Annotated in this window: 22 protein-coding genes and 1 tRNA gene; 12 read left to right on the forward strand and 11 right to left on the reverse strand. The window is 65.6% G+C overall.

Going from position 1 to position 23,273, the window contains the following annotated elements:
* Positions 1–199: 199 nt before the first annotated feature.
* Positions 200–385, forward strand: coding sequence for a hypothetical protein (locus AArcSl_RS04170; RefSeq protein WP_119815447.1), 186 nt, complete (start codon positions 200–202; stop codon positions 383–385).
* Positions 386–566: 181 nt separating this feature from the next.
* On the opposite strand, the gene AArcSl_RS04175 is transcribed toward AArcSl_RS04170, so the two are convergent.
* Positions 567–639: transfer RNA gene (locus AArcSl_RS04175), tRNA-Val, on the reverse strand.
* A 93-nt stretch (positions 640–732) separates the two neighbouring features.
* Between AArcSl_RS04175 and AArcSl_RS04180 the strand changes: the two genes are divergently transcribed.
* Positions 733–1,245, forward strand: a complete 513-nt coding sequence (locus AArcSl_RS04180; protein ID WP_119815450.1) for a DUF192 domain-containing protein — start codon at positions 733–735, stop codon at positions 1,243–1,245.
* 43 nt (positions 1,246–1,288) lie between these two features.
* Positions 1,289–3,016 (forward strand): rhomboid family intramembrane serine protease, encoded by a 1,728-nt coding sequence (locus AArcSl_RS04185; protein ID WP_119815453.1) that lies wholly within the window; start codon positions 1,289–1,291, stop codon positions 3,014–3,016.
* A 35-nt stretch (positions 3,017–3,051) separates the two neighbouring features.
* On the opposite strand, the gene AArcSl_RS04190 is transcribed toward AArcSl_RS04185, so the two are convergent.
* From AArcSl_RS04190 to AArcSl_RS04225, 8 genes are all read right to left on the reverse strand, one after another.
* A complete protein-coding gene (locus AArcSl_RS04190; RefSeq protein ID WP_119815455.1) occupies positions 3,052–4,650 on the reverse strand; it encodes a preprotein translocase subunit SecD in 1,599 nt (532 codons plus the stop codon).
* Positions 4,647–5,519: a protein translocase subunit SecF gene (gene secF, locus AArcSl_RS04195; RefSeq protein ID WP_119815458.1), complete on the reverse strand. Its 873-nt coding sequence runs from the start codon at positions 5,517–5,519 to the stop codon at positions 4,647–4,649. The genes AArcSl_RS04190 and secF overlap by 4 nt, the downstream gene beginning before the upstream one ends.
* A 72-nt stretch (positions 5,520–5,591) precedes the next feature.
* A complete protein-coding gene (speB, locus tag AArcSl_RS04200; RefSeq protein ID WP_119815460.1) occupies positions 5,592–6,428 on the reverse strand; it encodes an agmatinase in 837 nt (278 codons plus the stop codon).
* Positions 6,428–6,805 (reverse strand): translation initiation factor IF-5A, encoded by a 378-nt coding sequence (locus AArcSl_RS04205; RefSeq protein ID WP_119815463.1) that lies wholly within the window; start codon positions 6,803–6,805, stop codon positions 6,428–6,430. The genes speB and AArcSl_RS04205 overlap by 1 nt, the downstream gene beginning before the upstream one ends.
* Positions 6,806–6,900: 95 nt before the next feature.
* Complete coding sequence (locus AArcSl_RS04210) at positions 6,901–7,137, reverse strand: hypothetical protein (RefSeq protein ID WP_119815465.1); 237 nt, start codon at positions 7,135–7,137, stop codon at positions 6,901–6,903.
* Positions 7,134–8,219, reverse strand: a complete 1,086-nt coding sequence (locus AArcSl_RS04215; RefSeq protein WP_119815468.1) for an aminotransferase class I/II-fold pyridoxal phosphate-dependent enzyme — start codon at positions 8,217–8,219, stop codon at positions 7,134–7,136. Before AArcSl_RS04215 ends, AArcSl_RS04210 begins: the two co-directional genes overlap by 4 nt.
* 24 nt (positions 8,220–8,243) lie before the next feature.
* A complete protein-coding gene (locus AArcSl_RS04220) occupies positions 8,244–9,944 on the reverse strand; it encodes a sensor histidine kinase (protein ID WP_119815471.1) in 1,701 nt (566 codons plus the stop codon).
* Positions 9,945–10,031: 87 nt separating this feature from the next.
* On the reverse strand, positions 10,032–10,667 hold the full coding sequence (locus AArcSl_RS04225) for a metal-dependent hydrolase (RefSeq protein ID WP_119815474.1): 636 nt from the start codon (positions 10,665–10,667) through the stop codon (positions 10,032–10,034).
* 131 nt (positions 10,668–10,798) lie between these two features.
* Here AArcSl_RS04225 and AArcSl_RS17675 point away from each other — a divergent pair, with 131 nt between their 5' ends.
* The 7 genes from AArcSl_RS17675 to AArcSl_RS04260 all read left to right on the forward strand — a co-directional run bounded on the left by AArcSl_RS17675 (position 10,799) and on the right by AArcSl_RS04260 (position 20,829).
* Positions 10,799–12,103: a hypothetical protein gene (locus AArcSl_RS17675; RefSeq protein WP_119815477.1), complete on the forward strand. Its 1,305-nt coding sequence runs from the start codon at positions 10,799–10,801 to the stop codon at positions 12,101–12,103.
* A 54-nt stretch (positions 12,104–12,157) separates the two neighbouring features.
* Entirely contained in the window at positions 12,158–14,599 is a 2,442-nt protein-coding gene (locus AArcSl_RS17330; protein WP_119815480.1) for a hybrid sensor histidine kinase/response regulator, read from the forward strand.
* 129 nt (positions 14,600–14,728) lie between these two features.
* The gene (locus AArcSl_RS04240; RefSeq protein ID WP_119815483.1) at positions 14,729–15,700 is read left to right on the forward strand and encodes an AAA family ATPase; all 972 of its coding nucleotides are present in this window, start codon (positions 14,729–14,731) and stop codon (positions 15,698–15,700) included.
* A gap of 33 nt (positions 15,701–15,733) precedes the next feature.
* Positions 15,734–16,837 (forward strand): DUF58 domain-containing protein, encoded by a 1,104-nt coding sequence (locus AArcSl_RS04245; protein ID WP_119815486.1) that lies wholly within the window; start codon positions 15,734–15,736, stop codon positions 16,835–16,837.
* Positions 16,834–19,131: a transglutaminase TgpA family protein gene (locus AArcSl_RS04250; protein ID WP_245883359.1), complete on the forward strand. Its 2,298-nt coding sequence runs from the start codon at positions 16,834–16,836 to the stop codon at positions 19,129–19,131. The genes AArcSl_RS04245 and AArcSl_RS04250 overlap by 4 nt, the downstream gene beginning before the upstream one ends.
* A 48-nt stretch (positions 19,132–19,179) precedes the next feature.
* Positions 19,180–19,473, forward strand: a complete 294-nt coding sequence (yciH, locus tag AArcSl_RS04255) for a stress response translation initiation inhibitor YciH (RefSeq protein ID WP_119815488.1) — start codon at positions 19,180–19,182, stop codon at positions 19,471–19,473.
* Positions 19,474–19,602: 129 nt separating this feature from the next.
* Positions 19,603–20,829 (forward strand): ArsA family ATPase, encoded by a 1,227-nt coding sequence (locus AArcSl_RS04260; RefSeq protein WP_119815491.1) that lies wholly within the window; start codon positions 19,603–19,605, stop codon positions 20,827–20,829.
* Positions 20,830–20,851: 22 nt separating this feature from the next.
* Here AArcSl_RS04260 and AArcSl_RS04265 read toward each other — a convergent pair whose 3' ends face one another.
* A complete protein-coding gene (locus AArcSl_RS04265; protein ID WP_119815494.1) occupies positions 20,852–21,676 on the reverse strand; it encodes an SDR family oxidoreductase in 825 nt (274 codons plus the stop codon).
* A 135-nt stretch (positions 21,677–21,811) separates the two neighbouring features.
* Here AArcSl_RS04265 and AArcSl_RS04270 point away from each other — a divergent pair, with 135 nt between their 5' ends.
* Entirely contained in the window at positions 21,812–22,162 is a 351-nt protein-coding gene (locus AArcSl_RS04270) for a hypothetical protein (RefSeq protein WP_119815497.1), read from the forward strand.
* Between the two features lie 114 nt (positions 22,163–22,276).
* Here the strand turns inward: AArcSl_RS04270 and AArcSl_RS04275 are convergent, their stop codons facing one another.
* Entirely contained in the window at positions 22,277–22,660 is a 384-nt protein-coding gene (locus AArcSl_RS04275; RefSeq protein WP_119815500.1) for a VOC family protein, read from the reverse strand.
* Positions 22,661–22,853: 193 nt separating this feature from the next.
* Here AArcSl_RS04275 and AArcSl_RS04280 point away from each other — a divergent pair, with 193 nt between their 5' ends.
* The gene (locus AArcSl_RS04280; protein WP_119815502.1) at positions 22,854–23,240 is read left to right on the forward strand and encodes a hypothetical protein; all 387 of its coding nucleotides are present in this window, start codon (positions 22,854–22,856) and stop codon (positions 23,238–23,240) included.
* Positions 23,241–23,273 lie beyond the last annotated feature (33 nt).

The following is a 23,273-nucleotide window of genomic DNA, read 5'->3' on the forward strand; positions in this document are numbered from 1 at the left end:
AGTAACGATCCTCAACAGTTTTGCACCCACGTACCGGCTGATACGTGTGATCGATCTCGACGACGAGGGGGCGATCGCGGACGTGTGCGATCGGGATCTCTGCGCCGCTTACGCTGCTCGTCGGCGGCCGGGTCGTCAACCTGACTGCCCCGGGCAGTGCGGGCAATCCGAGCGAGGTGATTGACACGACGTCGCGTTGATGACCCGGGGGCTGGCGAAACTCGCTGGCGATCCCGGCCTCGAACCGGAGCTCCATCCGTTTCCCGCTCGGTTCGACAGAGAGGTCGCCGCTGAGAAACTGGCGGCGATGGACGTTTCGATCGACGAGATCACCGCCGCTCAACGACGATACCACGAACAGTGGGAGGAACACGACGACGAATGATATTCGAATCCTTCTCGCAGAACATTCCGCACTGCTCGCTTCGCTCGCAGGCGGAATGGGCTCGGGCGGATTCGAACCACGGTCGCTCCCGTTCGCTCGCGTTGCTCGCTCACCTCCCGCTCTCTAATTCGAATCCTTCTCGCAGAACATTCCGCACTGCTCGCTTCGCTCGCAGGCGGAATGGGCTCGGGCGGATTCGAACCGCCGATCTCGTCCTTGTAAGGGACGCGTCATAACCACTAGACCACGAGCCCGCATTCGAACCCACCCGTCCCGAGCGAATAACGCTTTCCTTCTCGAACGAACCGGACGACACGCTCATACGTCGGTCGCTCCACGATCCCCCCGTGAACGATCGGGTTCTCGTTGCCGCCGCAATCGCTGTCCTCCTCCTCGCGGGGATAGCGGTCGGGCTGAGTCTCGGCCTCCACGAACGCGGGGAGTACGAGTGGACCACGGTCACGATCGAGGACGGCGACACCGGAGACCGACTCGCGACCGTCGACGCCCGGATCGCCGACACGCCGGAAAAACGGTACACCGGGCTCTCGAACACCGGGGAGCTGGCACCCGAGGAGGGAATGTGGTTCGTTCACGACGAACCCGGCACCTACGGCTACGTCATGCGAGACATGTCGTTCCCGATAGACATCGTCTTCGTCGATGCGGACGGGACGATCACGACGATCCACGAGGCGCCCGTCGAGGAGGACCAGTCGTCGCTCACCACCTACACTGGCTACGGACAGTTCGTGCTCGAAGTGAACCTCGGATTCACCGACGATTACGGCATCGAGGAAGGAGACCGGGTGAGAGAGCCGATCTACTCCCCTGCGGACGAACGGGACGAGACCCCCTGACAGTACCGACTACTTCAAGGGAACAGGGAAACACGTTCGTGGTATGGTAACGGAGTGGTTCCCGCTCCAGCGGCTCGCGGTCGTCGCCGCGGCCCTCCTCGCGTTCGCCATCGTCTATGCAGTCGACCGGCCTCGTGGAGCATGGGGGCGGACCCTCCGCTCCCGATTGTTGTTGGGCCTCCCGTGGGGGACGCTCGTTTCCCTCGGATTCGTCCTGCTGGTGTACCTGTTCGTCCAGGGCGGGGCCGAAAACTGGCACAATCCGGTGGTGTTGCCGTTCCGGGCGTGGTCGTACTTCTACCCGCTGGGAATGGTGACGGCGGGCTTTTCGCATGCGAGTGCGGGACACCTGATCGGCAACCTGCTGGGTGCGCTGGTGCTCGGTACCCTCGCTGAATACGCCTGGGGACATTTCCCACAATCGAGGGGGACCTCGTCGTTCAGTTCGTGGAAAACGAATCCGTACGTCCGGGCGTTCCTGATCGTCCCCGGTGCGGTGATCGGCGCCGGGCTCCTCACGTCGCTGTTCTCGATCGGTCCAGTGATCGGCTTTTCGGGTGTCGTCTTCGCGTTCGGTGGGTTCGCACTCGCCTTCTATCCGCTGGGGACGATCGTCGCTCTGTCGGCGAGCACGCTCGTCCGGTTGGTGTACAACGCGATGCGCCACCCGGAACTCGTCGCCAGTGCAGACTGGGTGTACCAGACGCCCTCGTGGGCGACGATCGCGATCCAGGGTCACGCACTCGGGCTGTTCGTGGGGCTGCTCGTCGGGCTGTATCTTCGTCGCCGTCGGGGTGACCTCCCCTCTGCGCTCCGGCTCGGGACCGGCGTGTTGCTGTACGGCGCGGCGCGATCCCTGTGGGCGGTGTACTGGTACCGCGGCGGCGAGACGTACGTGCTCTATCGGGCAATCGGGCTGGCGCTCGTGATCCTGCTTGCGACGCTCGTCGTGCTCGCGGGCGCAACCCGCGATGAACCGCTGTCGATGCCGACCCTGCCGGCAATGCCGTCCACCCCGTCGATACCGGCTCTGCCGTCGGTTTCATCACGGCTCTCGCTTCCCTCGGTTTCGACATCGAACGCGCGTTCCGGAACCACACCGGCGGCGATCGGGTTCGTGCTCCTCCTTATGGGCGCGGCAATGATCGCTGGGCCGGCAATCCCGGTGAACCTCGTCACCGCCGACGAGGAACCCTTGCCCGGTGATCCGATCGAAGTCCGGGACTATCAGGTGACGTACGCAGAGGACATCACCGACGGGATGGTCGACGTGATCGACGTCGAACTGTTCGGCGAAACAACCACCGTCGAAACCTCCGGCGTCATCGTGAAAAGCCAGGAGCGACACCTCTGGACCACCGCGGTCTCGAAGAACCGCCTGCGTGGCTCCGGACAGGAGCGGATCGGACTCGGGGGTCTCGGCTGGCGCGACTCGGTGTCCGTCCATCGCACTGGCTGGCAGGTCGTCGGGGGGGATCGGGTTTACCGGGTAGAACTCGAACACGACGAGGACCGCCAGGTCGCGTTCACCTCGACCGGATCCCACGCTCAGCCCCGCGTCGACGGCCGGAACGTCACGGTCGTCTCCTGGGCGGACGGGTTCCACCTGCTGGTCGCCCACGACGGCGGGATCGAGACGGTGCAGATACCGGAGACGAACGAGTCGGTCGAGGCGATGGGCGTGCAGTTCGCCCGCGAGGAGGACGACCTGTTCGCGGAACGGGGCGAGACTCGGGTTCGGATCGCCGCGAAGGAGACGTATCGGAGATGAGTTGTCCCGTCGGTCGGTGACCACGAAGAAACCGGCTAGCGGTGAGTGAGACCGCGCCGGAGGATGTCCCCGTACGCGGGCCGGGTGATCAAGACGCCGACGAGCACGCCCAGGATGGTGAAGATTGCGAACCCGGAGAGGTCACCCAGCGAGAGGATCATCAGTGGCGACATCGCGATGATGGTGGTCGCGGCGGCGGCGCCGATCACCCAGAACGCCCGCCTGAACCGCGAGTCGAACACCTTCCTGGATTTCACCTCGCCTTCGCTCATCACCTCGTCGGCGATGATCACGAGGTCGTCCACCCCCGTACCGACCACGGCGATGAAGCCGGCGACGACGGCCAGGTCGACCGGGTACTGAACCAGTGCGGCGAACCCGAGCAGGATGTACACCTCCGAGAACGCGGTCACAGTCATCGGAAGCGCGACCTTGGGCTGGCGGTAACGGAGGAACACCATGCCCGCCACCGCGAGCACCGCGAGGGCGCCGATGATCACGCCGAACAGCCGGAAGTTCTCGCCCTGGGTGGGGGAAATGAACGAGGAAGTCCCCTGTTCGATGCCCAACTGTGCCGGGATCGCTCCGGCCCGGAGGTTCAGCGAGATGCGCTGGGCGTCATCGAAGTCGGTCGCCATCAGCCGGAAGCCGGGATCGTTCGCCCAGGAGCCGTCACGCATGCTGTCCGCCAGTCCCGGCTGCATCCCGAACGCGTTGACGACCTCGTCGTCGACAACGAGCAGGAGACACGGATCGACCGTCTCGCCGACGCCGTCTTCCTCGCTGAAGTAGGTACACTGGGAACCGCCCGGTTGGGCGACGCCGAACTCGGCGGCAGCGTCCTGGAACCGCTCGGCCGCCGGGTTACCCTCCTCGTTGACGACCGACACCGGCACGTACGGCCGGTCAGCTTCGTCGCGCTGGGCGGTGCCGATGTTCTCGAAGTCGTCCTGTACCAGAACCGACCGTTCGGTCGAGTAGCCGTCCTCGACCTCGTCGTCCGGGTAGTAGATGTCGATCCGGACCGTCCCGCGTTCTTCGATGAGTTCGATGACGTCGCTTCTGTCCTCACCCGGCACTTCGACCAACAGGAAGTGTTCACCCGCACCGGGATCGAACACTTGCCGGACGCTCCCACCCGAGAGTCCGGCCTCGTTGATCTTCCCGTCGATCACCCTGATCGCCGCCGAGCGCGTCTCGTCGGTGACACCCGGCGAGATCGAGTCGTACGGGTAGCCTGCCGCCTCGAGCGCGCCCGCAAACTCCTCGCGGCCGACCCCCGCGTCGGTCACTTCGACCTCACCGCCGTCCTCGGTGCGCTGTTCGACGTTGACGTCGGTCGAGTCGGTGTCAGGCAGTTCGTTCGCGACGTTTTGGGCGACCTGTGAGGGGGTGTCTCCACCGAATTCGACGCCGTCGGCGACGAACCCGAGGAGGGGTGCACGGATCCGCGTACCGCCCGCCAGATCCAGCCCGTACTGGAGGTTTGTAAGCCCTTCAGACGCCTGTTGCTCGACGTCGTCTCCTTCGACGACGTCGGGCGACTCAGGCGCCATCGTCGGCGAGAACAACGCGAACGTCGCCGCGAGAATGAAGACGGCGAGCAACAGCAGCCGCCAGTTCTCCTTGATCATCGTTTCACCCCCTCGAACTTGTACCAGCGAAGCAGTGTCACGTTCATCAGATACGTGTTCATCAGGTCGGCGAACAGCCCGACGACAAGGATGATGCCGATGTCACGAAGGAGATCAACCCCGAGGATGGTGGCGGCGATCGCCATCACCGTCATCGCGGCGATCGAGGTGATCGTCATCGTCACACCGGTCCGCATCGCCCGGTGAACCGACTCGTAGAAGTCGCCGGTTCGGCGGAGCACGCTGTTGTTCAACAGGATGTCGGAGTCGACGCTGTATCCGATCAACATCAACAGCGCCGCAACCGTCCCCAGTGTCAGATCGATCCCGAGCAGGTTCATCATCGCGATCGGGATCATGATGTCGGAAAACGCAGACGCGACCACCGCCACGGAGGGGATGAACGTCCGGAACAGCGCGAACACCAGCACCGCCATCCCGAGGAACGCGATACCGACGCCGGTCACAGCGAGCTGTCGCGTGTCGGCCCCGAAGCTCTCGCTGACCTCGTCTAACCCACGTAAGTCGAATCCGGCGGCTTCGACCTCGTCTTCGAGTGTCGACGCATCTGTGACGCCGGCACGGAACGTCACCACGTACACGTCGTCGCCGGGGATCGACCGGATCGTGTCGGGTTCCGCCGAGAACGCCTCCTCGATCGCCGCGTCGGGGTCCTCGACGTCGTCCATGGCGATCCGTACCTCCGTCCCGCCGGTGAACTCCAGCCCGTAGTTCGCGGGGGCGCCGGTCAGGAGGAACCAGCCACCGATGATCAACAGCGCGAGTGCGAGAACCGCGAGCGGAACCACCAGGAGCTGGCGGTTCGAATACTCGGTGTAGTCCACCTCCGGTACCCGCAGTTCGACCATAAACGCGTCTGCGAGTTCGCCCCGAATAAGCCTTCCCGTTTTCCAGTCGCGCTTTCCGGGGACGAGAGCGCCTTATGGGCTGTCGGCGGCGTGTGCGTAGACGAACTCCCGCAGCAGCTTCCCGGCCAGGGCCGCCGCCTGGCCGTCGTCGCGATCGTTCACCTCGACGACGTCGAATCCATCGGATCGGGGCGCCACCGCGCGGACTGCGTCCCGCATTTCCCGGGGCGACAGCCCGAACGGCTCCATCGTTCCCGTCCCCGGCGCGTATCCGGGATCTGCGCCGTCGATGTCGACCGAGAGATACACTGAGTCGACGTCCGCGAGCCCGGTGTCTCCCGCGTTCGTCGCGGTGACCCACTCTCGGGTCGCCTCCGGCGGCACAACTGTGACGTCGTCCGCGTCGGCGCGCTCCCACTCCGCTTTTGAGCCGGTTCTGGCCCCGACGACGACGAGTCGGTCTGCGTGGCCCTCCTCCAGCACCCGGCGACAGACGCACGCGTGACTCCACGGGTTGCCGGCGTATTCGTCACGCAGGTCCAGATGGGCGTCGAGAACGACGAGAACCTCCGGCTCGACGGCGGCGACGCCGGCATAAGTGATCGTGTGCTCCCCGCCTAACGTAAGCGGGACCGCGTCGTCCCAGACGACGTCCCGCAGCGTCCCCTCGAGGAACTCGAGATACTCGGGGACATCGGGCCACGCGTGCACGTCGCCCGCGTCGTGCACCGAAAGGTCGGTGAAAAACTGGTCCGTGCGGCGGTCGTAGTCGTCGTACGTCTCCGCGAACCGGCGGATCCGGTCCGGGCCGAACCGGGTTCCCGGCTGGAACGTCGTCGTCGCGTCCAGGGGCGCGCCGACGATCGCGTACGCCGCCGCCTCGCGGTCGGCCGACGCGCCGGGGAACATTATCCGACGATCTTCCGCTGGTCCTCGTACTCGAGGTACTCGATGGTGTCGTCCGAGGAGAACGACTCGTCTTCGGGCACCCGCATGGTGAACGTCTCGTAGGTGTCCAGGTCCATCACCTGGGCGTCGTTGCCGGACACCGAGACGACCTGCCCCTGTTTCCGCTCGATGATCGGTACCCACACCTTCGCGTCGACGGGCTGAGAGAGCGATCGCTTCTTGCCGTCGAAGACGCCGCGACCCTCGACTCGGGCCTTCGCGCTGCCGTGTTTGCCGGGCTTTGCGGTGCTGTAGGCGTTGATCTTGCAGGGTGTGTCGTCCATCATCACGTAGCTGCCTTCCTGGAGGTCGCGAACCTGCTTTTGCTCTTTCGGCATACACCGTCGTTTTGCCGGCGGCAGTATAAACGGTTTGATCGCCGACGTGCGGCCCCTTCGTCCTCTTTCGGCGGGTTTCGGCGGGTTTCGGTGGGCTAGAGTTCGGGCTCGTACTCCTCGTCGTCGCCTTCGGGAAGCAAGTTGCCGGTACGGAGGTAGCTCGTCGCCATCAGCGCCAAAAAGCCAGCCGCGATCGCGACGATCGTTCGTTCGGGAAACTCCAGTCCGACGGCGTTGCCCGCGAGGTTCACGACGATCAGGGTGAGCGCGCCCGCCCCGAGCGCGATGGACTCCTCCGAGAGGTCGTCTAACCGGTCCGGGAGAACGCTCATCGGGACTCTCCCCGGTTCACGATCGCTTTCGAGACGTAAGAGAGGCCACGCTCCAGTTCGGACGTGGGGAGTCCGAACCCGATTCGGAAGTAGTCGTCGTGGCCGAACAGGTCCCCGGGAGCGAGTACGACGCCCTCCTGCTCGACGACGGTTCGACAGAAATCGGTGCTCGACTCGAAGCCGTCGGGAACGGTGACGAAGCCGTTGACCCCGACCGGATCGTACCAGGACAGATCGTGACGGTCGATCCAGTCGGCGACGATCTCCCTGTTTTCGGCGGCGAGTTCGCGGTTCTCCTCCAGGATTTCCGTCTCGCGCCGTCCCGTCGCCTGTTTTGCGACGTGCTGGCCGAACAGCGACGGCGAGATGGTGGTGTAGTCCTTCCAGTTCCAGGCCGCCTCGATCACCGACCGGTCGCCGACGAGCCAGCCGAACCGCAGCCCGGCGAGTCCGTACGCCTTCGTGAGGCTCGTCGTCGACAGGCCATATTCGCCCATGCTCGCGACCGGCGGAAGCGGGTCCTCGGCGAGCAGCCGGTACACCTCGTCACACAGCAGATACGCGTCGTGGGCGGCGGCGGCGTCGTACAGTTGCTGGATGACCTCCTCGCCGTGATACCGCCCCGTTGGGTTGTTGGGGTTGTTCACGACGACGACCGCGGTGTCGTCGGTGATTGCCTCCCGGACTGCGTCGACGTCGAGGGTCCACTGCGGCGGCTCCAGGTCGACAGTCGTCACCGAACCGAACGCCTCCGGGACGGAGTACAGCGCCTGGTAGGTCGGTGTCACCACGACCGCGTGATCGCCGCCGTCGCCGCCCAGAAGCGAGAGGAACGAAAGGAAGTTCGCCTCCTGTGTCCCGCAGGTGAAAAGGACTTCCTCGGCCGAACGGTCGTAGCGTTCCCCCACCCGGGCACGGAATTCCGGATCGCCGTTCGTGGGGATCACGTACCCCAGTTCCCCCGGATCGAGATCGAACCTGGAGGCGTCCAGCGACCGGATCCCGCTTTCGGCGAGCATGATCTCGGCGTCGTGTTCGTACTCCGCGAACCAGCGTTCGAGGCCGAACGGGGCGATGTCCATACGGACGAGTGGATCGAGACGGTGTTAATTCGTTCGACAGTCGCTCCCGGAGGACCCCTGCCCGTCGGCGATCGGGAGCGCGAGGGTGACGACAGTGCCTCGTGGCTCGTTGTCCGCAAACGAGAGTTCGCCGGCCGAGAGCGACGCAGTCCACTTCACAAGCCACAGCCCGAGGCCGCTGCCGTGAACCAGATCCGTCTCCGTCCGGGTGTTCAGGATCTCCCGTTCCGGCTCCGGGATACCGGGACCGTCGTCGGCAACCCGGACGGAGACCAGTTCGCCGTCGGTCTCGATTCGGACGGTCACCTGGGGGGACGGCCGATCGTGGTGTACGATCGTGTTCTCGATCAGTTCGGCGACAGCCAGCTCGAACAGCTCCTCGTCGACGACGTTCACGTGGACGCCGTGGTCGGTGCGATCCGGGAGTTCGGTCACGAACTCGGCGTTTTGATACGTCTCCCGGGCGTCGGAAACGGCGCGGTCGACAACTGCCGTCGCCGACGCATCCACCGCGCTGTCGCGTGCTTGAAGTGTTTGCTCGACGTGGCGCGCCTGCTCGGAGAATTCGACGACCCGTCTGGAGCTCTCGATTGCGGTTTCGACGTGTTCGGCGTCGCCATCGGACGTTTGTCGCTCCAGTTGCTCCAGGTGACCGAGGACGACGTTCAGTTCGTTGCGGACGTTGTGTCGGAGGATCCGGTTGAGAACGCTAATCCGCTGTTCGTGTTCGACGACATCGGTGATGTCCTGGAGATACACGATCCGCCCGATTTCGCGATCCCGCCCGTCGGTCAGTGGTGTCGACCGCGGCCGAAACCGGCGCTCGTTTCCTCCGCTTTCGACGACGAGTTCGCCGCCGTCGGAGACGACGTTCGACGACAGGAGGTCGTCGGCGGGCTGTCCGACCGCAATCCCATCGAAGATGCGTGCCGCGATCGGGTTGAAGTCCTTGATCTTGTCGTCGGGTCCGACGACGACCACGCCGTCCTCTAACTCTTCGACGAGCCGGTCCCGGGCGATCGGCCGGAGCGAAAACAGGTCGAAGTGAAACAGTGCCAGCGCGAACACCAGCCCGGAGACGGCCAGCGCGGTGGTGGTGAAATCGACCATCGGCTCAGGACCCATCCCGAAATTCATGGCGACGTTCGTCGCCAGCGGGACGAACGCTGCGACGAACAGCAACACCGCCTGCTTGCGATAGACGGCGCCCGACCGGACGATCGAGATCCCGTACAGGAGGAGACCCAGAGCCGTTATCGCGTACAGGTAGCCGAGGCTAATCCAGTACAGGGGGCCAAACTCCGGTACCAGAACCGACGCGCCGCCGACGGTTGCAATCGACAGCGATTGCCAGAAGAGGCCGTGATACGGGTTCGTCCACACCGCCGCGACTGTGATTGAGGGAACGACCGCGAGAAGCGTGTACGTCCGGCGTGATAGCCATCTCTCGTAGCCGGCGTACTGAGCCGCCACGAGGAGATACGCCACTGGCGCGAGGACGGTTCCGGGATACCGAAGCCGATGCCAGAAGGCGACCTGCTCGACGGTAGAATAACCGAGCCCGACGCCGTGCGGGATGGCCCACGCTGCGGCCGCGAACATCAATACCGAAAACGGCACGGCCATCGGGTCCGGTCGTTGCCGGAGCGCGGCGACACCGACCGCGAGCGCCACGACCGAGCCCCCGAACACGATGACCGCGAACGCCGAAACGGTCCATCCCATCTGCACTGGGGTTTATTTCAGAAAGATATGTTATAATCGTTTTTGGCTTTCGTTTGACAGATACGTGTAGGCACGCAGTTCCGGCGACTACCGAGACCGCCGTGAAACCGCGGCGTCGACTTCGGGGAGGTACCGGTCGGGGACGTACTGGCGAACCGCCGCCGGGAGCAGATTCGCGACGACCGGCGCCAGTTCGGCGAGCGTCCGTCGCAGCAGCGTGTACGCGACCGCGACGGCGAGGGCAGCGATCACGACTCCCTGGAAAGGTGCCCCCACGGCGTATATAAGTGGGAGCGCCAGCCCGACAGACAACAGGAGATCCTCCGGCGACCCGTCGTACCGGATCAACCGCCGGGGAGCGATCCATCGGCCCCGGAAGTGGTCGTAGACGGCCCGCGTCGAGTTCCCCTCCCAGGGTCGCAGTTCGAGCCCGCTTCCGAAGACGTCACTGACACAGTGCAAGGCAGCCCCCAGCAGGAACAGCGTCGCCGCGACAGTCGCCGCCGACGGGAAAACGAGCGCCGACAACGTCGCAGGAACGGCAGCGACACTGTAGTACACCGGGTAATGCAGCGTTTTCCGGTGACCGGCGTACATGTCTAGATCGGGGACGATCCCCCCGAGCAGCCCGGCCACGAGCCCGACGGGCGCAAGCTCCGGCGCGACCGCGAAAAGCGGCAGCGCCAGCGCCATCCCGGCGAGCGCGTGGGTCGGAAGCATCATACTGTCGTATCTAAGGCGACACGTATTTATCAGTCTGTCGGGAACGGTTATTGATCTCGCAGTATTTCGAGGCAGAAAAGACGGCCGCACACCCCTAACGATTAGGAAATCCCCCACGTCGTACTAGACGTATGGCGACGACAGACAGGCTCGGGGGAACGCTACTGGAGAGCCGGCGCAATGCGGCTCTCTTTTGGGTACTCGTCGGCGTTCTGTCCGTCTTCGTCATCGAGCGGGTCGCGATCGCGGGGGACGTCCGAACGGCGGTGTTGGCGGCGGTTCTGCTCGTGATCGCTCTCGTTCCGCCGGTCGCGTTCCGAGATCCGACGGTGACGCTGCCGTGGGAGCTGGTCGGAATCGCCTGTCTGCCGCTCGTGTGGGAGTTCCTCGTCGGCGTGCCGTTCCGGACCGACGTCGTGCCCTACGTGGCCGTCGCCGTCGTCGCGCTGTTTCTCGCTGTCGAACTGCACGCGTTCACGCCGGTCCGGATGACCCACCGGTTCGCGATCGCGTTCGTGACGCTCTCGACGATGGCTGCCGCCGCGGTGTACAACGTCGGCCAGTGGCTCTCCGACGTGCTGTTCGGGACCGCGTTCCTTCTGGACGGCCGCGATCCCGACGTCGTGAACGCGGTCGTGATGATCGAATTCACCTACGCGACGGTCGCGGGGATACTCGCCGGGGTCGCGTTCGCGTTTTTCTTCGAGCGTCGGATCTCCCCCGCGAGCGAACGGACGTACGTTCCCCCGTACGCGCCGGGAGAGGAACGCGAGCGACGGGCGGCCGTCGAGGGTAAAACGCTCGCCCGGCGGCTCCACCTGTCGGAACGAACACAGCGGCACCTGACCCGGGGAATGCAGATCGTCCTGGGGATCGTGCTCGCGTACGGGGTCTGGACGCTGCATTTGCCGACGATCGCTAACGCGACCGTCGCGCTGGTGATCACGTTCGTCCCGGCACTGCTCGAACGCGACCTCGAGCTGCCGATGGATCCCGGACTGGTGTTGTGGATCACGGTCGCAGTGTTCCTCCACGCGCTGGGATCGGCCGGACTGTACGACGCAGTCGGGCCGTGGGATCACCTGACTCACGCCCTCTCTGCGTCGGTGGTCGCCGCCGCCGGCTACGCGGGGTTCCGGGCGATTCATCTCCACACCGACGCAGTGTACCTGCCGCCGAAGTTCATGGGACTGTTGATCGGGGTGTTCGTCCTCGCAGCGGGCGTCGTCTGGGAACTGCTCGAGTTCGCCATCGACCAGTTCGCGATCCGGGCGGGCATTCCCGCCGTGCTCGCCCAACACGGGATCGGCGACACCATGATGGACCTGCTTTTCAACCTCGTCGGCGCGTTCGTCACGGCGGTCTGGGGGACGGTGTATCTCGCCGACGTGGCCGACTCGATGTCCGAGCGGTTCGAGGAGTGGGGGGAGAGGTAACGAGGGTTGCACCGAGGGAATCCTTTTTAAGCTGGCCGGGTGGAGTAGGGTGCAATGGATGGGCCGATCCGGGTTCTCCACGTCGACGACGAACCCGACTTCGCCGAGGTGGCCGCCGAGTTTCTGCGACGGCGGGACGGACGGTTCGAGGTGACAGTCGAGACCGATCCCGTCGAGGCCCTCGAGCGACTCCCCGAAGAGAACGTCGACTGCGTCCTCTCGGATTACGAGATGCCGAACCTCGACGGGATCGAGTTCCTCGAGCGCATCCGCGAGCAGTATCCCGACTTGCCGTTCGTGCTGTACACCAGCGAGGGGAGCGAACAGATCGCGAGCGAAGCGATCTCGGCGGGCGTGACCGACTACCTCCAGAAGGAATCAGGGACCGGCCAGTACGCGATCCTCGCGAATCGGATCGAAAATGCCGTCGAGCAGTACCGGGCACGTCGGATCCTCTCGGAACGCACCCGCCAGCTCGAGCGGCTCTACGGCAACCTCCCCGGGATGGTGTACCGGTGTGAAAACGAGCCGGGATGGCCGATGGAACACGTCGGCGGGGCCGTCGAGGAGCTCACGGGCTACGACGCGGCTGCGATCGAATCGGGCGAGGTGAACTGGGGAGAGAACGTTCTTCACCCCGACGACCACGAGGAAACGTGGGAGGACATCCAGCAGGAACTCGAGGAGGGAGCGTCTTTCGAGACGACCTACCGGATCGTGACGAAGGCGGGAGAAACGAAGTGGGTGTGGGAGCAGGGAACAGCCGTGTACGCCGACGACAGTGGCAGGGCAATCGACGGAGTGCACGTCAACGCCAATGACGTCGGCGACGGTAACGGCGACGGTAACGGCGACGGTAACGGCGACGGAACCGAGGACGGAACCAACGCCGAACTCCTCGTTCTCGAGGGGTTCATCACCGACGTCACCGACCAGCGCGAACACGAACGCGAACTCCAACGTGCGTTCGACGAGTTAGAGGGGATCCTCGAGGGATTGAACGACGCGGTCTTCCTCCACGATCTGGACGGGGCGATGCTGTACGTGAACGAGGCTGCAGTGGATCGGCTGGGCTATTCCCGGGAGGAACTCCTGGAACTGTCACCCAGGGACTTCGCCGTCTCGGTAGACGACGACGAGTATCAGCGGCGGCTCGAGGAGCTCGAAACGGAGGGATCGCTGGTGTTCGAGACCGTCCATCTGACTGAAGACGGCGACCGGATCCCTGCCGAGATCAACGCCACGATCACGATGTATCGGGGCGAGCGGGCGGTGCTCAGCGTGGCACGGGACGTCACCGAACAGAAGCGGCAGGAGGCACAGCGACGGCGACGGAGCGCACGGATCACCGCACTTCACGACGTGGCGACCGAGATCGGCAGCAGCGAGACTCGGGAGGAAGTCTACGAACAGGTCGTGAACGCAGCCGAGGATATCCTCTCGTTCGACATCGCCATCGCCGACGCGGCCGAGGGTGACACGCTGGTTCCGATGGCCGTCTCCTCGGAGATTTCGACGGATCAGTACTACGACGAGACCGACGTCGACGCCGACGACAACCTCGCGGCGAGAGCCTACCGAACGGGCGAGTCGTCGGTGGTCGAGGACCTCATGAAACGCGACGCCGCGCCCGCTGACACGGCGTTCCGTTCGGCGATCACGGTCCCGGTCGGTGATCACGGCGTCTTTCAGGCGGTCTCGACGGCCCCCGGCGCCTTCGACGACGACGACCTCGAGTTGGTCGAACTGCTGGTGGCACACGCCGCCTCCCGGCTCGAGCAACTCGACCGGACACAGCGTCTCCGGCGGCGAACCCAGCAGCTCAAGCGTCAAAACGAGCGGCTCGACGAGTTCGCCTCGATCGTCTCCCACGACCTCCGGAACCCCCTGAGCGTGGCCAGCGGCCGGCTCGAACTCGCCCGCGAGGAGTGTGACAGCTCGCACCTCGAGGACGTCGTGCGGTCGCTCGATCGCAGCGAGGCGCTGATCGAAGATCTCCTCACCCTCGCCCGCAAGGGAACCGGAGTCGCCGAGGTCGAACCCGTCGATCTCCGGAAGATCGTCGAGGGGTGCTGGAACAACGTCGAGACCGACGATGTGACAGTGCAAATCGAGACCGAACTCGTGGTTCGAGCCGACGAGAGTCGCCTCCGACAGCTGCTCGAGAACCTCTTTCGGAACAGCGTGGAGCACGGCTCCACGAGCAGTCGGACAGAGTCCGACGACGCCGGGAAAGCCGACCGGAACGTCACGGTTACCGTCGGCGACCTCGACGGCAGCGACGGCTTCTACGTCGAAGACGACGGGCCGGGGATCCCCGAGGGAGAACACGAACAGGTGTTCGAAACCGGCTACACGACCGCCAGCGACGGGACCGGCCTCGGGCTGTCGATCGTCAAGCGCATCGCCGAGGCGCACGGCTGGGAGATCGCTGCGATCGCCGACGAAACCGGCGGAGCTCGCTTCGAGATCTCCGGCGTCGAGATCGCAGACTGAGCCCCGGAAACGTTAGGCGCCTTCGCCCCCAAACGGGGGCATGGAATGGTGTGACGTGACACGCGACCGCCCTCGTGACCTCTCGCAAGACATATCCGACGACAGCCGCGATGAAAGATAGCCAATAGCATGACAGATGCTACCAACCCCGCCGGGACGCCGGTCGGCGAGACGGCGGCGCTGTCGGCGGCCGAGGCGTCGACGATCGCCGAGCGGATCGCCGAGAACGTCGGTCGGGTGATCCTCGGGAAAGGGGAGGTGATCGACCACGTGCTGGTGACGGTTCTCGCCCGGGGTCACCTGCTGCTCGAGGACGTTCCCGGCGTCGGAAAGACGATGCTCGCACGCGCGTTCGCACGGTCGGTCGACTGTTCGTTCAAGCGCGTCCAGTTCACCCCCGATCTGCTCCCCTCGGACGTCACCGGATCGAACGTGTACAACCGAAAGACCGGCGACTTCGAGTTCCGTCCCGGCCCGGTGTTCGCGAACGTGGTGTTGGGCGACGAGATCAACCGCGCGCCGCCGAAAACCCAGTCGGCGCTGCTGGAGGCGATGGAGGAGTCACAGGTGACCGTCGACGGGGAAACCAGACGACTGCCGGACCCGTTCGTGGTCATCGCAACTCAAAACGACGTCGAGCCGGGGCGGACCTACGATCTCCCGATGGCCGAGATCGACCGGTTCACCAAGAAACTCCGGATCGGCTACCCCTCCGAGAGCGAGGAGACGGAGATGCTCGACCGGCTTCGCGGGCGGCACCCCATCGAGTCGATCGACTCGGTGGCCACCACCGACGAGCTCCGACGGGCACGCGAGACCGCAAGCCGAATCGACGCCGGCGAACCCGTCCGCTCGTACGTCTCCCGACTCGCCCGGTTCACCCGGGAACGGGCCGGACTCGGTGCGAGTCCCCGGGGGAGCCTCGCGTTGTTGCGGGCCTCCCAGGCGCGAGCGCTGCTCGAGGGCCGGGAGTACGTCGTCCCCGACGACGTCCAGACGGAGGCGGAAAGCGTGCTCGCCCACCGGGTCCGACCGGAAACCGGCGGAACGACCGGTCGAGAGATCGTCGAGGAGGCGCTCTCGACGGTCGCCGTCGAGTAATCCGATCCCCCGCCGACAGCGCAAACGACTGGAATGCTCCCAGACCGCTTCACCCCCGACGTCCGACTCACCCGCCGCGGGAAAAGCGTCGTCGCCGTCTGCCTGTTCGCAGCGGCGATGGCGTGGATCGCGGGGCCGCGCGCGCTCAACGCCGTCGTCGCCCCCGGAATCGTCGGCCTCGCGGCCGCCTACCTCCAGCTTCGCGGCCTCGAAGCGCCGCGGGTGATTCGCGACCTGCCGCCGGACGCCCACGCCGGCACGAGCCACGAGCTTCGGCTCCGGTTTGCCGACGCCGGCGAGCCGACCGCCGGGCTCTCCGATCCGTTCCTCGCCCGAGTCACCGAACGTGTCGACGACGGGCTCGAGCTGGAACAGTCCGCCGTCGAGGCGGCGATCGGCGAGAGTGACGTGCAGTTCGAGGTGTCGTACCGCCGCCGCGGCGAGCGATCGATCGGGCCGACGGAACTGGTCGCGACCGACGTGTTCGGGCTGCTGTCTCGGGAGTTCGACTGCGATCCCGTCGATAGCGTGCTCGTGTATCCGGAGCGGCGGCCGATACCGAAGTGGTTCCGTCTCGGGCTGTACGACGTCGAGGAAGTCGGCAAGAGCCGCCAGCGGGACGAGTTCGACCAGCTCCGCGAGTACGTGGAGGGAGATTCCCTCCGGGACATCCACTGGCCCGCGACCGCACGGAAAGACGAGCTGATCGTAAAGGAGTTCGCCGCCGACACACAGGGACCCAGCGTCTCGATCAGCGTCGGCGGCCGGGGAGCCGACCGAACTGCGATGGCGGCGACCAGCGTCGCGCTCGCGCTGCTGGAGGAGGGGGTTCCGGTCGACCTCTCGGCGCCGAACGGGCGCGTCGAGACGTTCCCCGGCGGCGACCCACGCCAGCTCCTCGAGCTTTTGACGCGACTGCCCCGCGGGGGGGTTCCCGACCCGGACGCTGACGTCGTGATCGAGGGGACACACCGGCAAACAGAGATCAAAACCGACGGGGAGACTCATCGGTTCGATCAGCTCCGTGAAGGGACCGCACCCGGACAGGACGACGATCGAAGCCAGGGAACGGCCGAAGGACAGACCGGGGAACCGGCCCCCGGAACCGTCCCGGCGGCCGACGGGGGTGAACGATGAAGAGTCCGATCGCCGATCTGGTGCGCCGGGTGCGGCGGCGTCTCGCGCGGGCGGTCGATGTGGTCTTCGATCCGCAGCCGTTCTCGGTCGAGCCACCGCTCGTCGGGGTACTGGTGGTGCTTTCGGCCGCGTTGTGGGAGTTTTACGGCGTCGTCGACGTCGTCGGCGGCGTGGGGCAGTTCGCGCTGACGGTCGCCGTCACGATCGTCCTTGCGGTCGGCGCCGCGAGGACGATCTCGCCCCGCGCCGGGATGTGGATCGGCTCCGGGCTGCTCGCCGTCGGAAGCGCCGTGTACCTGCTCGCCGTGCCGGCGAGTCAGCGGGCGCTGTTCACACTCCCACAGCTCGTGTTCGACACCGTCTCCTTGCTTTCCGGGCTGTCGGTCCTCCGGCTCGCGGAGCCGACAGCGTGGGTGCTCTCGATGGCGCCGGTTCCGACGTTCCTCGCGGTGTACGCCGGCCTCAGGGGTCGGTACACCCTCGCGCTGGTCGCACCGGGCGGTGCGCTCGGGTTTTTCGTCCTCACGGGCGATGCGGGCACGGCGGTGACGCTCGTCGGCGCGCTCGGCGTCGCGCTCGCGCTCGGGTTGGACACCCTCTCGGTTCCCGGCGGGGTCGACACTCACCGGCGGACGCTCGGCGCCGTGCTGCTCGCAATGCTTCTGGTGACGAGTACCCTGACGGTCGTGCCCGGCGGTGCGGCGGGGCCGTTCGTGATGGATCGGGGAACCAGCGGGCTGGAGTCGACGCTGTCGGCCGACGAGGAGGAGCTGGCGATCGTCGGCTCCGTCCGGCTCTCACAGGAGGTCCGCTTTACCGTCGAAAGCGACGAGCCGGCGCAGTGGCGCACGGGCATCTACGACGAATACACCGGTGACGGTTGGGCGCGAACCGGGGAAACGACGCTGTACGACGGCGAGATCGACGGGCCGCCCGGCTCCAGCGAACGCATCACCCAGCTCGTGACCGCCAGAACCGAAATGGGCGTGTTCCCGGCGGCCGCACAGCCGGTCGCGATCGAAGGACCCGCCGCACAGAACGCCCAGGTGACCGAACTCGGCAGCGTCCACCCGTCGGTGACGATCATGGACGGGGAGACCGTCCGGATCGAGAGCGAACGGCTGCGATCCGAGCCCGACGAACTCCGAAACGCCAGCACGGAGTACCCCGAGGAGATCGAAGCGCGGTACACCGACCTCCCCGAGAGCACCCCCGACAGAGTCGGCGATCTGACTGCCGACGTAATCGACGAGGCCGACGCCGACAACCCGTACGACGCCGCGGTCGCGATCGAGCGATATCTCGAGGAGAACAAGCAGTATTCGCTGACAGTCGAACGTCCATCCGGCGACGTCGCCGACGCGTTCCTCTTCGAGATGGACGCCGGCTACTGCACCTACTACGCGACGACCATGACCGCGATGCTGCGGTCCCAGGACGTCCCCGCGCGGTTCGTCACCGGCTACACGACCGGCGAGCGGATCGGCGAGAACGAGTGGGCAGTGCGGGGACAGAACGCCCACGCCTGGGTCGAGGTGTACGTCCCGGAGCACGGCTGGGTCGAGTTCGATCCGACGCCGAGCGATCCCCGCGACAGCGTCAGGGACGCCAGGCTAGTCGAGGCCCGCCAGGGGGGCGTCGAGGGCGTCGACGTCGAGGGATCCGGTCCCGGGGAGTGGACGCCCGACGACGACATCGACGACGAAACCGACGATCCGGTGGACACCGATCCCGAAGACGATCCCGAGGTCGACGACGTTCTCGATCCGGACGCCGCCGACGATCCCGCCGACGCCGGCGACGTCCAGCCCGTCTCGGGCGTCGATCAACGCGAGTTCGAGGACGTCGGTGCGGCACCCGGACTCGACGATCCCGGCGAGGAGGAACGGACGCTCCCCTCGCGCGACAGCGTCGGGTACGGTGCCTTGCTGCTGTTCGGATTCGCCGTCGCGATCCGGCAACGGGGGTGGGATCGGCGGGCATACCGTGCGGTGTGGCTTCGATATCCTGGACGGCGGCGTGACCCCGGATCCGACGTCCAGCGGGCGTTCGCTCGGCTGGAGTATCTGCTCGGCCGTCGGTACCGTCCCCGGCGCCCAACCGAAACGCCACGGACGTATCTAACCGCGATGCAGCTCCGAGGCGCCGACGAACGGATCGAAGACGTGTACGACGCCTACGAGCGGGCACAGTACAGCGGCGAGGTGTCCCGGGCGGACGCCGACGCCGCGATCGAGACGGTCGACGACCTCGTGTGGGAGGCGACGCCGGTGGTTCGGCGGTTCCGGGAATGAAAGCTCCCGACACAGTTTAATATAGCCATCCTGTACATCCAGGTTGTAATGTCGGAAGTCTGCTCGACGTGTGGGCTGCCCGAGGAACTCTGCGTCTGTGAAGACGTGGCAAAAGAGTCCCAGCAGATCAGCATCCGCATCGACGAGCGCCGCTACGGAAAAGAGGTAACGGTGATCGAAGGATTCGATCCGAAGGACGTGGACATGGACTCCCTGTCGTCGGATCTCAAATCGAAGTTCGCCTGCGGTGGCACCGTCGAAGACGATGCCATCGAGTTACAGGGGAACCACTCCGGCCGCGTCGAGGAGTTCCTCCGCGAAAAAGGGTTCAACGTAGCGTGATCCCACTGTAGCACATCCCACACTCGAGCCGTTTTTCTCGTCGACCATGTCGGAGAGTCGACGGCGCGTCGATCGCACCGAACGACCCGGACCGACGGGTACAGGTGGCTCCCGTCCCTCCAGATCCACATGAGCGAAATCGACGTCGAACCGGTCGATCGCGTCGAGGAGAGCGAGGAGACCGACCGGGACGACGCCGTGGACCCGGTCGACGAGGCGGAACCAAACGGAGAGCGGGTCGACGACGAACTCGACGTGGAGCCGACGACCGATCTGCCGGCCGGCGTCGACGCACCGGAGTACGTCCTGTACGGCGGCAAGGGCGGCGTCGGGAAGACGACGATGGCGGCCGCGACGGCGCTGTCGTCGGCCGCCGGCGGGACCGCGACGCTCGTGGTGTCGACGGATCCGGCCCACTCGCTTTCCGACACGTTCGGCGTCGATATCCCGGCCGAGCCGGCCCGCATCCGCGAGGATCTGCCGCTGTACGCCGCCGAAATCGACCCAGACGCCGCGATGGAGGCCGGCCTGTTCGGCGGCGGCGGGGAATTCGGCGGCGGCGCGTTCGGCGAGGGCGAAGGATTCGGCGAGGAGACAGGCGGCGAGGGCGACGGGTTCGCGGGCGCCGGCGGCGCCGGAAACCCGCTGGGGGAGCTACTGGGCGGGGACGGGATCGACCCGCTGTTGGGCGGGACGATGCCGGGCGCCGACGAGGCGGCGGCGATGCAGCAACTGCTGGAGCATCTCGACGACCCACGCTTCGACCGCGTCGTCATCGACACCGCGCCGACGGGGCACACGCTGCGGCTGTTGCAGCTGCCGGAGATCATGGACTCGATGGTCGGGGAGATGCTGAAGCTCCGACAGCGGCTCTCGGGGATGATGGAGGGGTTCAAGGGGATGTTCGGGGGCGGCGAGGGACCGGTCGGCGACGCCGCCGACCTCGAACAGCTCCGCGAGCGAATCGAACGCCTGCGTGCCGTGTTGCGGGACCCCGACCGCACCGATTTCAGGGTCGTGTTGATCCCCGAGGAGATGAGCGTCGTCGAGTCCGAACGCCTCGTCGGCCGGCTCGAAGAGTTCGGGATTCCGGTCGGCACGATCGTGGTAAACAGGGTGATGGAAGAGCCCGACCGTGTCGCCGGCGGGGATCGGAACCTCGATGACGACTGGCTGCTCGCACCCAACCACGAGAACTGTGCGTTCTGCCGGCGGCGGTGGGAGGTCCAGCAGACCGCCCTGCGCCGGGCGACGGAGCTGTTCCGGGGACGGGACGTGAAACGCGTCCCGCTTTTGGCCGGTGAAGTGAAAGGAGACGCCGCGTTGCGCGTGGTTGCGGCCTGTCTCGACGCCTGAAGCACCCGGAGCTGGCTTACTCTTATCCCACAAGTCGGACGACCAGCTCGGTGAGACGATCGCGGACGGTGTCCGGGAGGAACCGCGCGAGCAGCGTCCCCTGCGCGACCGGGCCGACCGGATACCGCGCACGGGGTTTCGTCGCGCTGGCGGCGTTTACGACGTCCTCGGCGATCCGCGCCGGCGAGACGGCACCCGGACTCTCGCCGCCGAGCAGCCCGGTGTCCTCCCAGATCGCATAGAAGGGTTCGTACGCCTCGGTCCGGTCGAGCCGGGCGATCTCATCGTCGGCGCGGCGACCGAACTGGGTTTCGACCGGACCGGGCTGGATCACGACGACGTCGATCCCGTGAGCCCGGACCTCGTTTCTGAGCGCGTCGCTCATCGCCTCGAGGGCGAACTTCGATCCGGCGTAGATCCCCCCGATCGGGTACGACAGTCGCCCCGACACGCTCGAGACGTTGATTATCGTGCCGTCGCCCTCCCGGCGCATGTGGGGCAAAACCGCACGACACAGCCGGTGGACACCGTGAACGTTGACCTCGTACTGACGCCTGGCATCCTCGACAGTGACGTCCTCGATGGGGCCGAACTGGGCGTAGCCGGCGTTGTTTACCAGACAGTCGATTCGACCCTCCTCGTCGAGTATCCGGTTTACGACGCGGTCGACGTCCTCGTCGTCGGTGACGTCGAGCGTCGCGAGCTCGCATCCCCGTTCCCCGAGCGTCTCGATGTCGGCCGGATTGCGTGCCGTCGCGTACACAGTCCACCCCTCCTCGAGGAACGCGATCGCCGTCGCTCGCCCGATCCCCGACGAACAGCCGGTGATGAGAACCGTCTCCTGCACACAGGGGGAGTCGACCGGAAGGGGTATAATACCTGCCGCTCGCCAGCGGTCAGTCGCGGACCCGACCGAGGCCGCCGATCGCCGGCGCACGGTCTCGGGAAATCTTATGTGTCCGCCTGTCGTCGGTAGTAACTAATGAGCGATCAGTCGACCGAGGACCCCTCCCCGGAGGGGAACGGGCGGTTCAGTGCGGGCATGGGCACCATCAAGTCGGGAATGGTTGGGATCGGAACGCTCCTGTTCGTGGTGGTGTTTTTCCCGGTACTCGTGCTGGGAAGCGGTGCAGTACTGGTGTTTCTGACCTGGCCCCTGTTTCTGGGCGCGTTCCTGGAGTACGGATACTTGCCCGGATCCGGACTGAGCGGGAACGAGCCCGTAAGTACGATGTGGTACCTGGTGACGTTCGTCTGGCTACTCGTATTGACGGTGGGACCGTACCTGTCGAAACAGTACGGCGGATTCAGATTCCTCTCGACAGCGGCGTAGCTTCGTCGGTCTCGACCGAGCCGATCGTTCGATTTTCGAGTGAGTTGATCGGGCTGAAGACACGTCGGGAACAGTGTCGGCGATTCCCTCACCCGCGAAGGATAAAATGGCCCTTCAACTGTTGTCGTACGTCCCGATCTCGACGAGGTTCCCGGCTGGATCTCTACAGTATACTGACGTGATCTGTCCGACGGCCCCCGTTCGTTCGACCGGACCAGCGAGGATCTCGATGTCGAGTTCACGCAATTGCGTTTCGATGTCCGATATCGACATCTCGGTTATGAGACAGAGATCGCCGCCGCCGACGGTCGGGGTGTCGGCGACGAGATCGATATCGGTGTCGACCGGGTGGATATTGATCTTCTGTTCGCCGATCCGGACCGCTTTGCGATCCTCGTCGAAGGTCACGACGTCGGCACCCAGATCCTCGTAGAACGCACACGTCGACTCGACGTCTTCGACGGTGAGTACGAAATGGTCGATTCCGGTAAGGTTCATGCCTCTCTGTTCGACGGGCGACGACAAAACATCCCGGAACGGCCACGGTATCTCATCAGGCCCCCATCCGTCGCGGCCTTCCGTCCCGATGTGACCGCGTTCTGAGCACAGTGGGGGCGTTCCGCCACGATGTGGCCGCGGTCGTCGCACACATCGGAGAAAGCTTCATATACATTAAAGTATAATATGTATTATGTATTCTGATGTCGACAACACGGGGGCAAATCACCGAGCGAGGCAAACGGGTGGCGTTCGCGAGCTTCTCGAATCCGGAGCCGTCGGTATCGGGTCACTGATATTCGTCGTGGTGTTTTTCCCGGTGCTCGTCCTTGGAAGTGCAGCCGTTCTCCTGTTCCTGCTCTGGCCGCTGTTCGTCGGAGCACACCTGCAGTACGGCTACGTGCCGGGAACGAACGTGCGAGGACGGGAGACAGTGACCGGGTTGTGGTATCTCGCCACGTTTGCATGGTTGCTCCTCCTAGCATTCGTTCCGCTGCTGTACCGACGCTACCGCGAGTCTCGCAGGGTTCGCCGCATCGAGTCGGTTGCCACGCGCCCGTTCGAACCGCGCCCCCGGTAGGCCGAATTAAACTCCGTGACGTCCCACCGGACG

The sequence above is a fragment of the Halalkaliarchaeum desulfuricum genome, from assembly GCF_002952775.1.
GTDB lineage: Archaea > Halobacteriota > Halobacteria > Halobacteriales > Haloferacaceae > Halalkaliarchaeum > Halalkaliarchaeum desulfuricum.

Excerpts from the sequence above, each read along its gene's own strand:
- AArcSl_RS04170 (WP_119815447.1), top strand. The coding sequence starts at position 200 with ATGACCCGGGGGCTGGCGAAACTCGCTGGCGATCCCGGCCTCGAACCG.
- AArcSl_RS04185 (WP_119815453.1), top strand. The coding sequence starts at position 1,289 with ATGGTAACGGAGTGGTTCCCGCTCCAGCGGCTCGCGGTCGTCGCCGCG.
- AArcSl_RS04190 (WP_119815455.1), bottom strand. The coding sequence starts at position 4,650 with ATGATCAAGGAGAACTGGCGGCTGCTGTTGCTCGCCGTCTTCATTCTC.
- secF (WP_119815458.1), bottom strand. The coding sequence starts at position 5,519 with ATGGTCGAACTGCGGGTACCGGAGGTGGACTACACCGAGTATTCGAAC.
- speB (WP_119815460.1), bottom strand. The coding sequence starts at position 6,428 with ATGTTCCCCGGCGCGTCGGCCGACCGCGAGGCGGCGGCGTACGCGATC.
- AArcSl_RS04205 (WP_119815463.1), bottom strand. The coding sequence starts at position 6,805 with ATGCCGAAAGAGCAAAAGCAGGTTCGCGACCTCCAGGAAGGCAGCTAC.
- AArcSl_RS04210 (WP_119815465.1), bottom strand. The coding sequence starts at position 7,137 with ATGAGCGTTCTCCCGGACCGGTTAGACGACCTCTCGGAGGAGTCCATC.
- AArcSl_RS04215 (WP_119815468.1), bottom strand. The coding sequence starts at position 8,219 with ATGGACATCGCCCCGTTCGGCCTCGAACGCTGGTTCGCGGAGTACGAA.
- AArcSl_RS04220 (WP_119815471.1), bottom strand. The coding sequence starts at position 9,944 with ATGGGATGGACCGTTTCGGCGTTCGCGGTCATCGTGTTCGGGGGCTCG.
- AArcSl_RS04225 (WP_119815474.1), bottom strand. The coding sequence starts at position 10,667 with ATGATGCTTCCGACCCACGCGCTCGCCGGGATGGCGCTGGCGCTGCCG.
- AArcSl_RS17675 (WP_119815477.1), top strand. The coding sequence starts at position 10,799 with ATGGCGACGACAGACAGGCTCGGGGGAACGCTACTGGAGAGCCGGCGC.
- AArcSl_RS17330 (WP_119815480.1), top strand. The coding sequence starts at position 12,158 with ATGGATGGGCCGATCCGGGTTCTCCACGTCGACGACGAACCCGACTTC.
- AArcSl_RS04240 (WP_119815483.1), top strand. The coding sequence starts at position 14,729 with ATGACAGATGCTACCAACCCCGCCGGGACGCCGGTCGGCGAGACGGCG.
- AArcSl_RS04245 (WP_119815486.1), top strand. The coding sequence starts at position 15,734 with ATGCTCCCAGACCGCTTCACCCCCGACGTCCGACTCACCCGCCGCGGG.
- AArcSl_RS04250 (WP_245883359.1), top strand. The coding sequence starts at position 16,834 with ATGAAGAGTCCGATCGCCGATCTGGTGCGCCGGGTGCGGCGGCGTCTC.
- yciH (WP_119815488.1), top strand. The coding sequence starts at position 19,180 with ATGTCGGAAGTCTGCTCGACGTGTGGGCTGCCCGAGGAACTCTGCGTC.
- AArcSl_RS04260 (WP_119815491.1), top strand. The coding sequence starts at position 19,603 with ATGAGCGAAATCGACGTCGAACCGGTCGATCGCGTCGAGGAGAGCGAG.
- AArcSl_RS04270 (WP_119815497.1), top strand. The coding sequence starts at position 21,812 with ATGAGCGATCAGTCGACCGAGGACCCCTCCCCGGAGGGGAACGGGCGG.
- AArcSl_RS04275 (WP_119815500.1), bottom strand. The coding sequence starts at position 22,660 with ATGAACCTTACCGGAATCGACCATTTCGTACTCACCGTCGAAGACGTC.
- AArcSl_RS04280 (WP_119815502.1), top strand. The coding sequence starts at position 22,854 with ATGTATTCTGATGTCGACAACACGGGGGCAAATCACCGAGCGAGGCAA.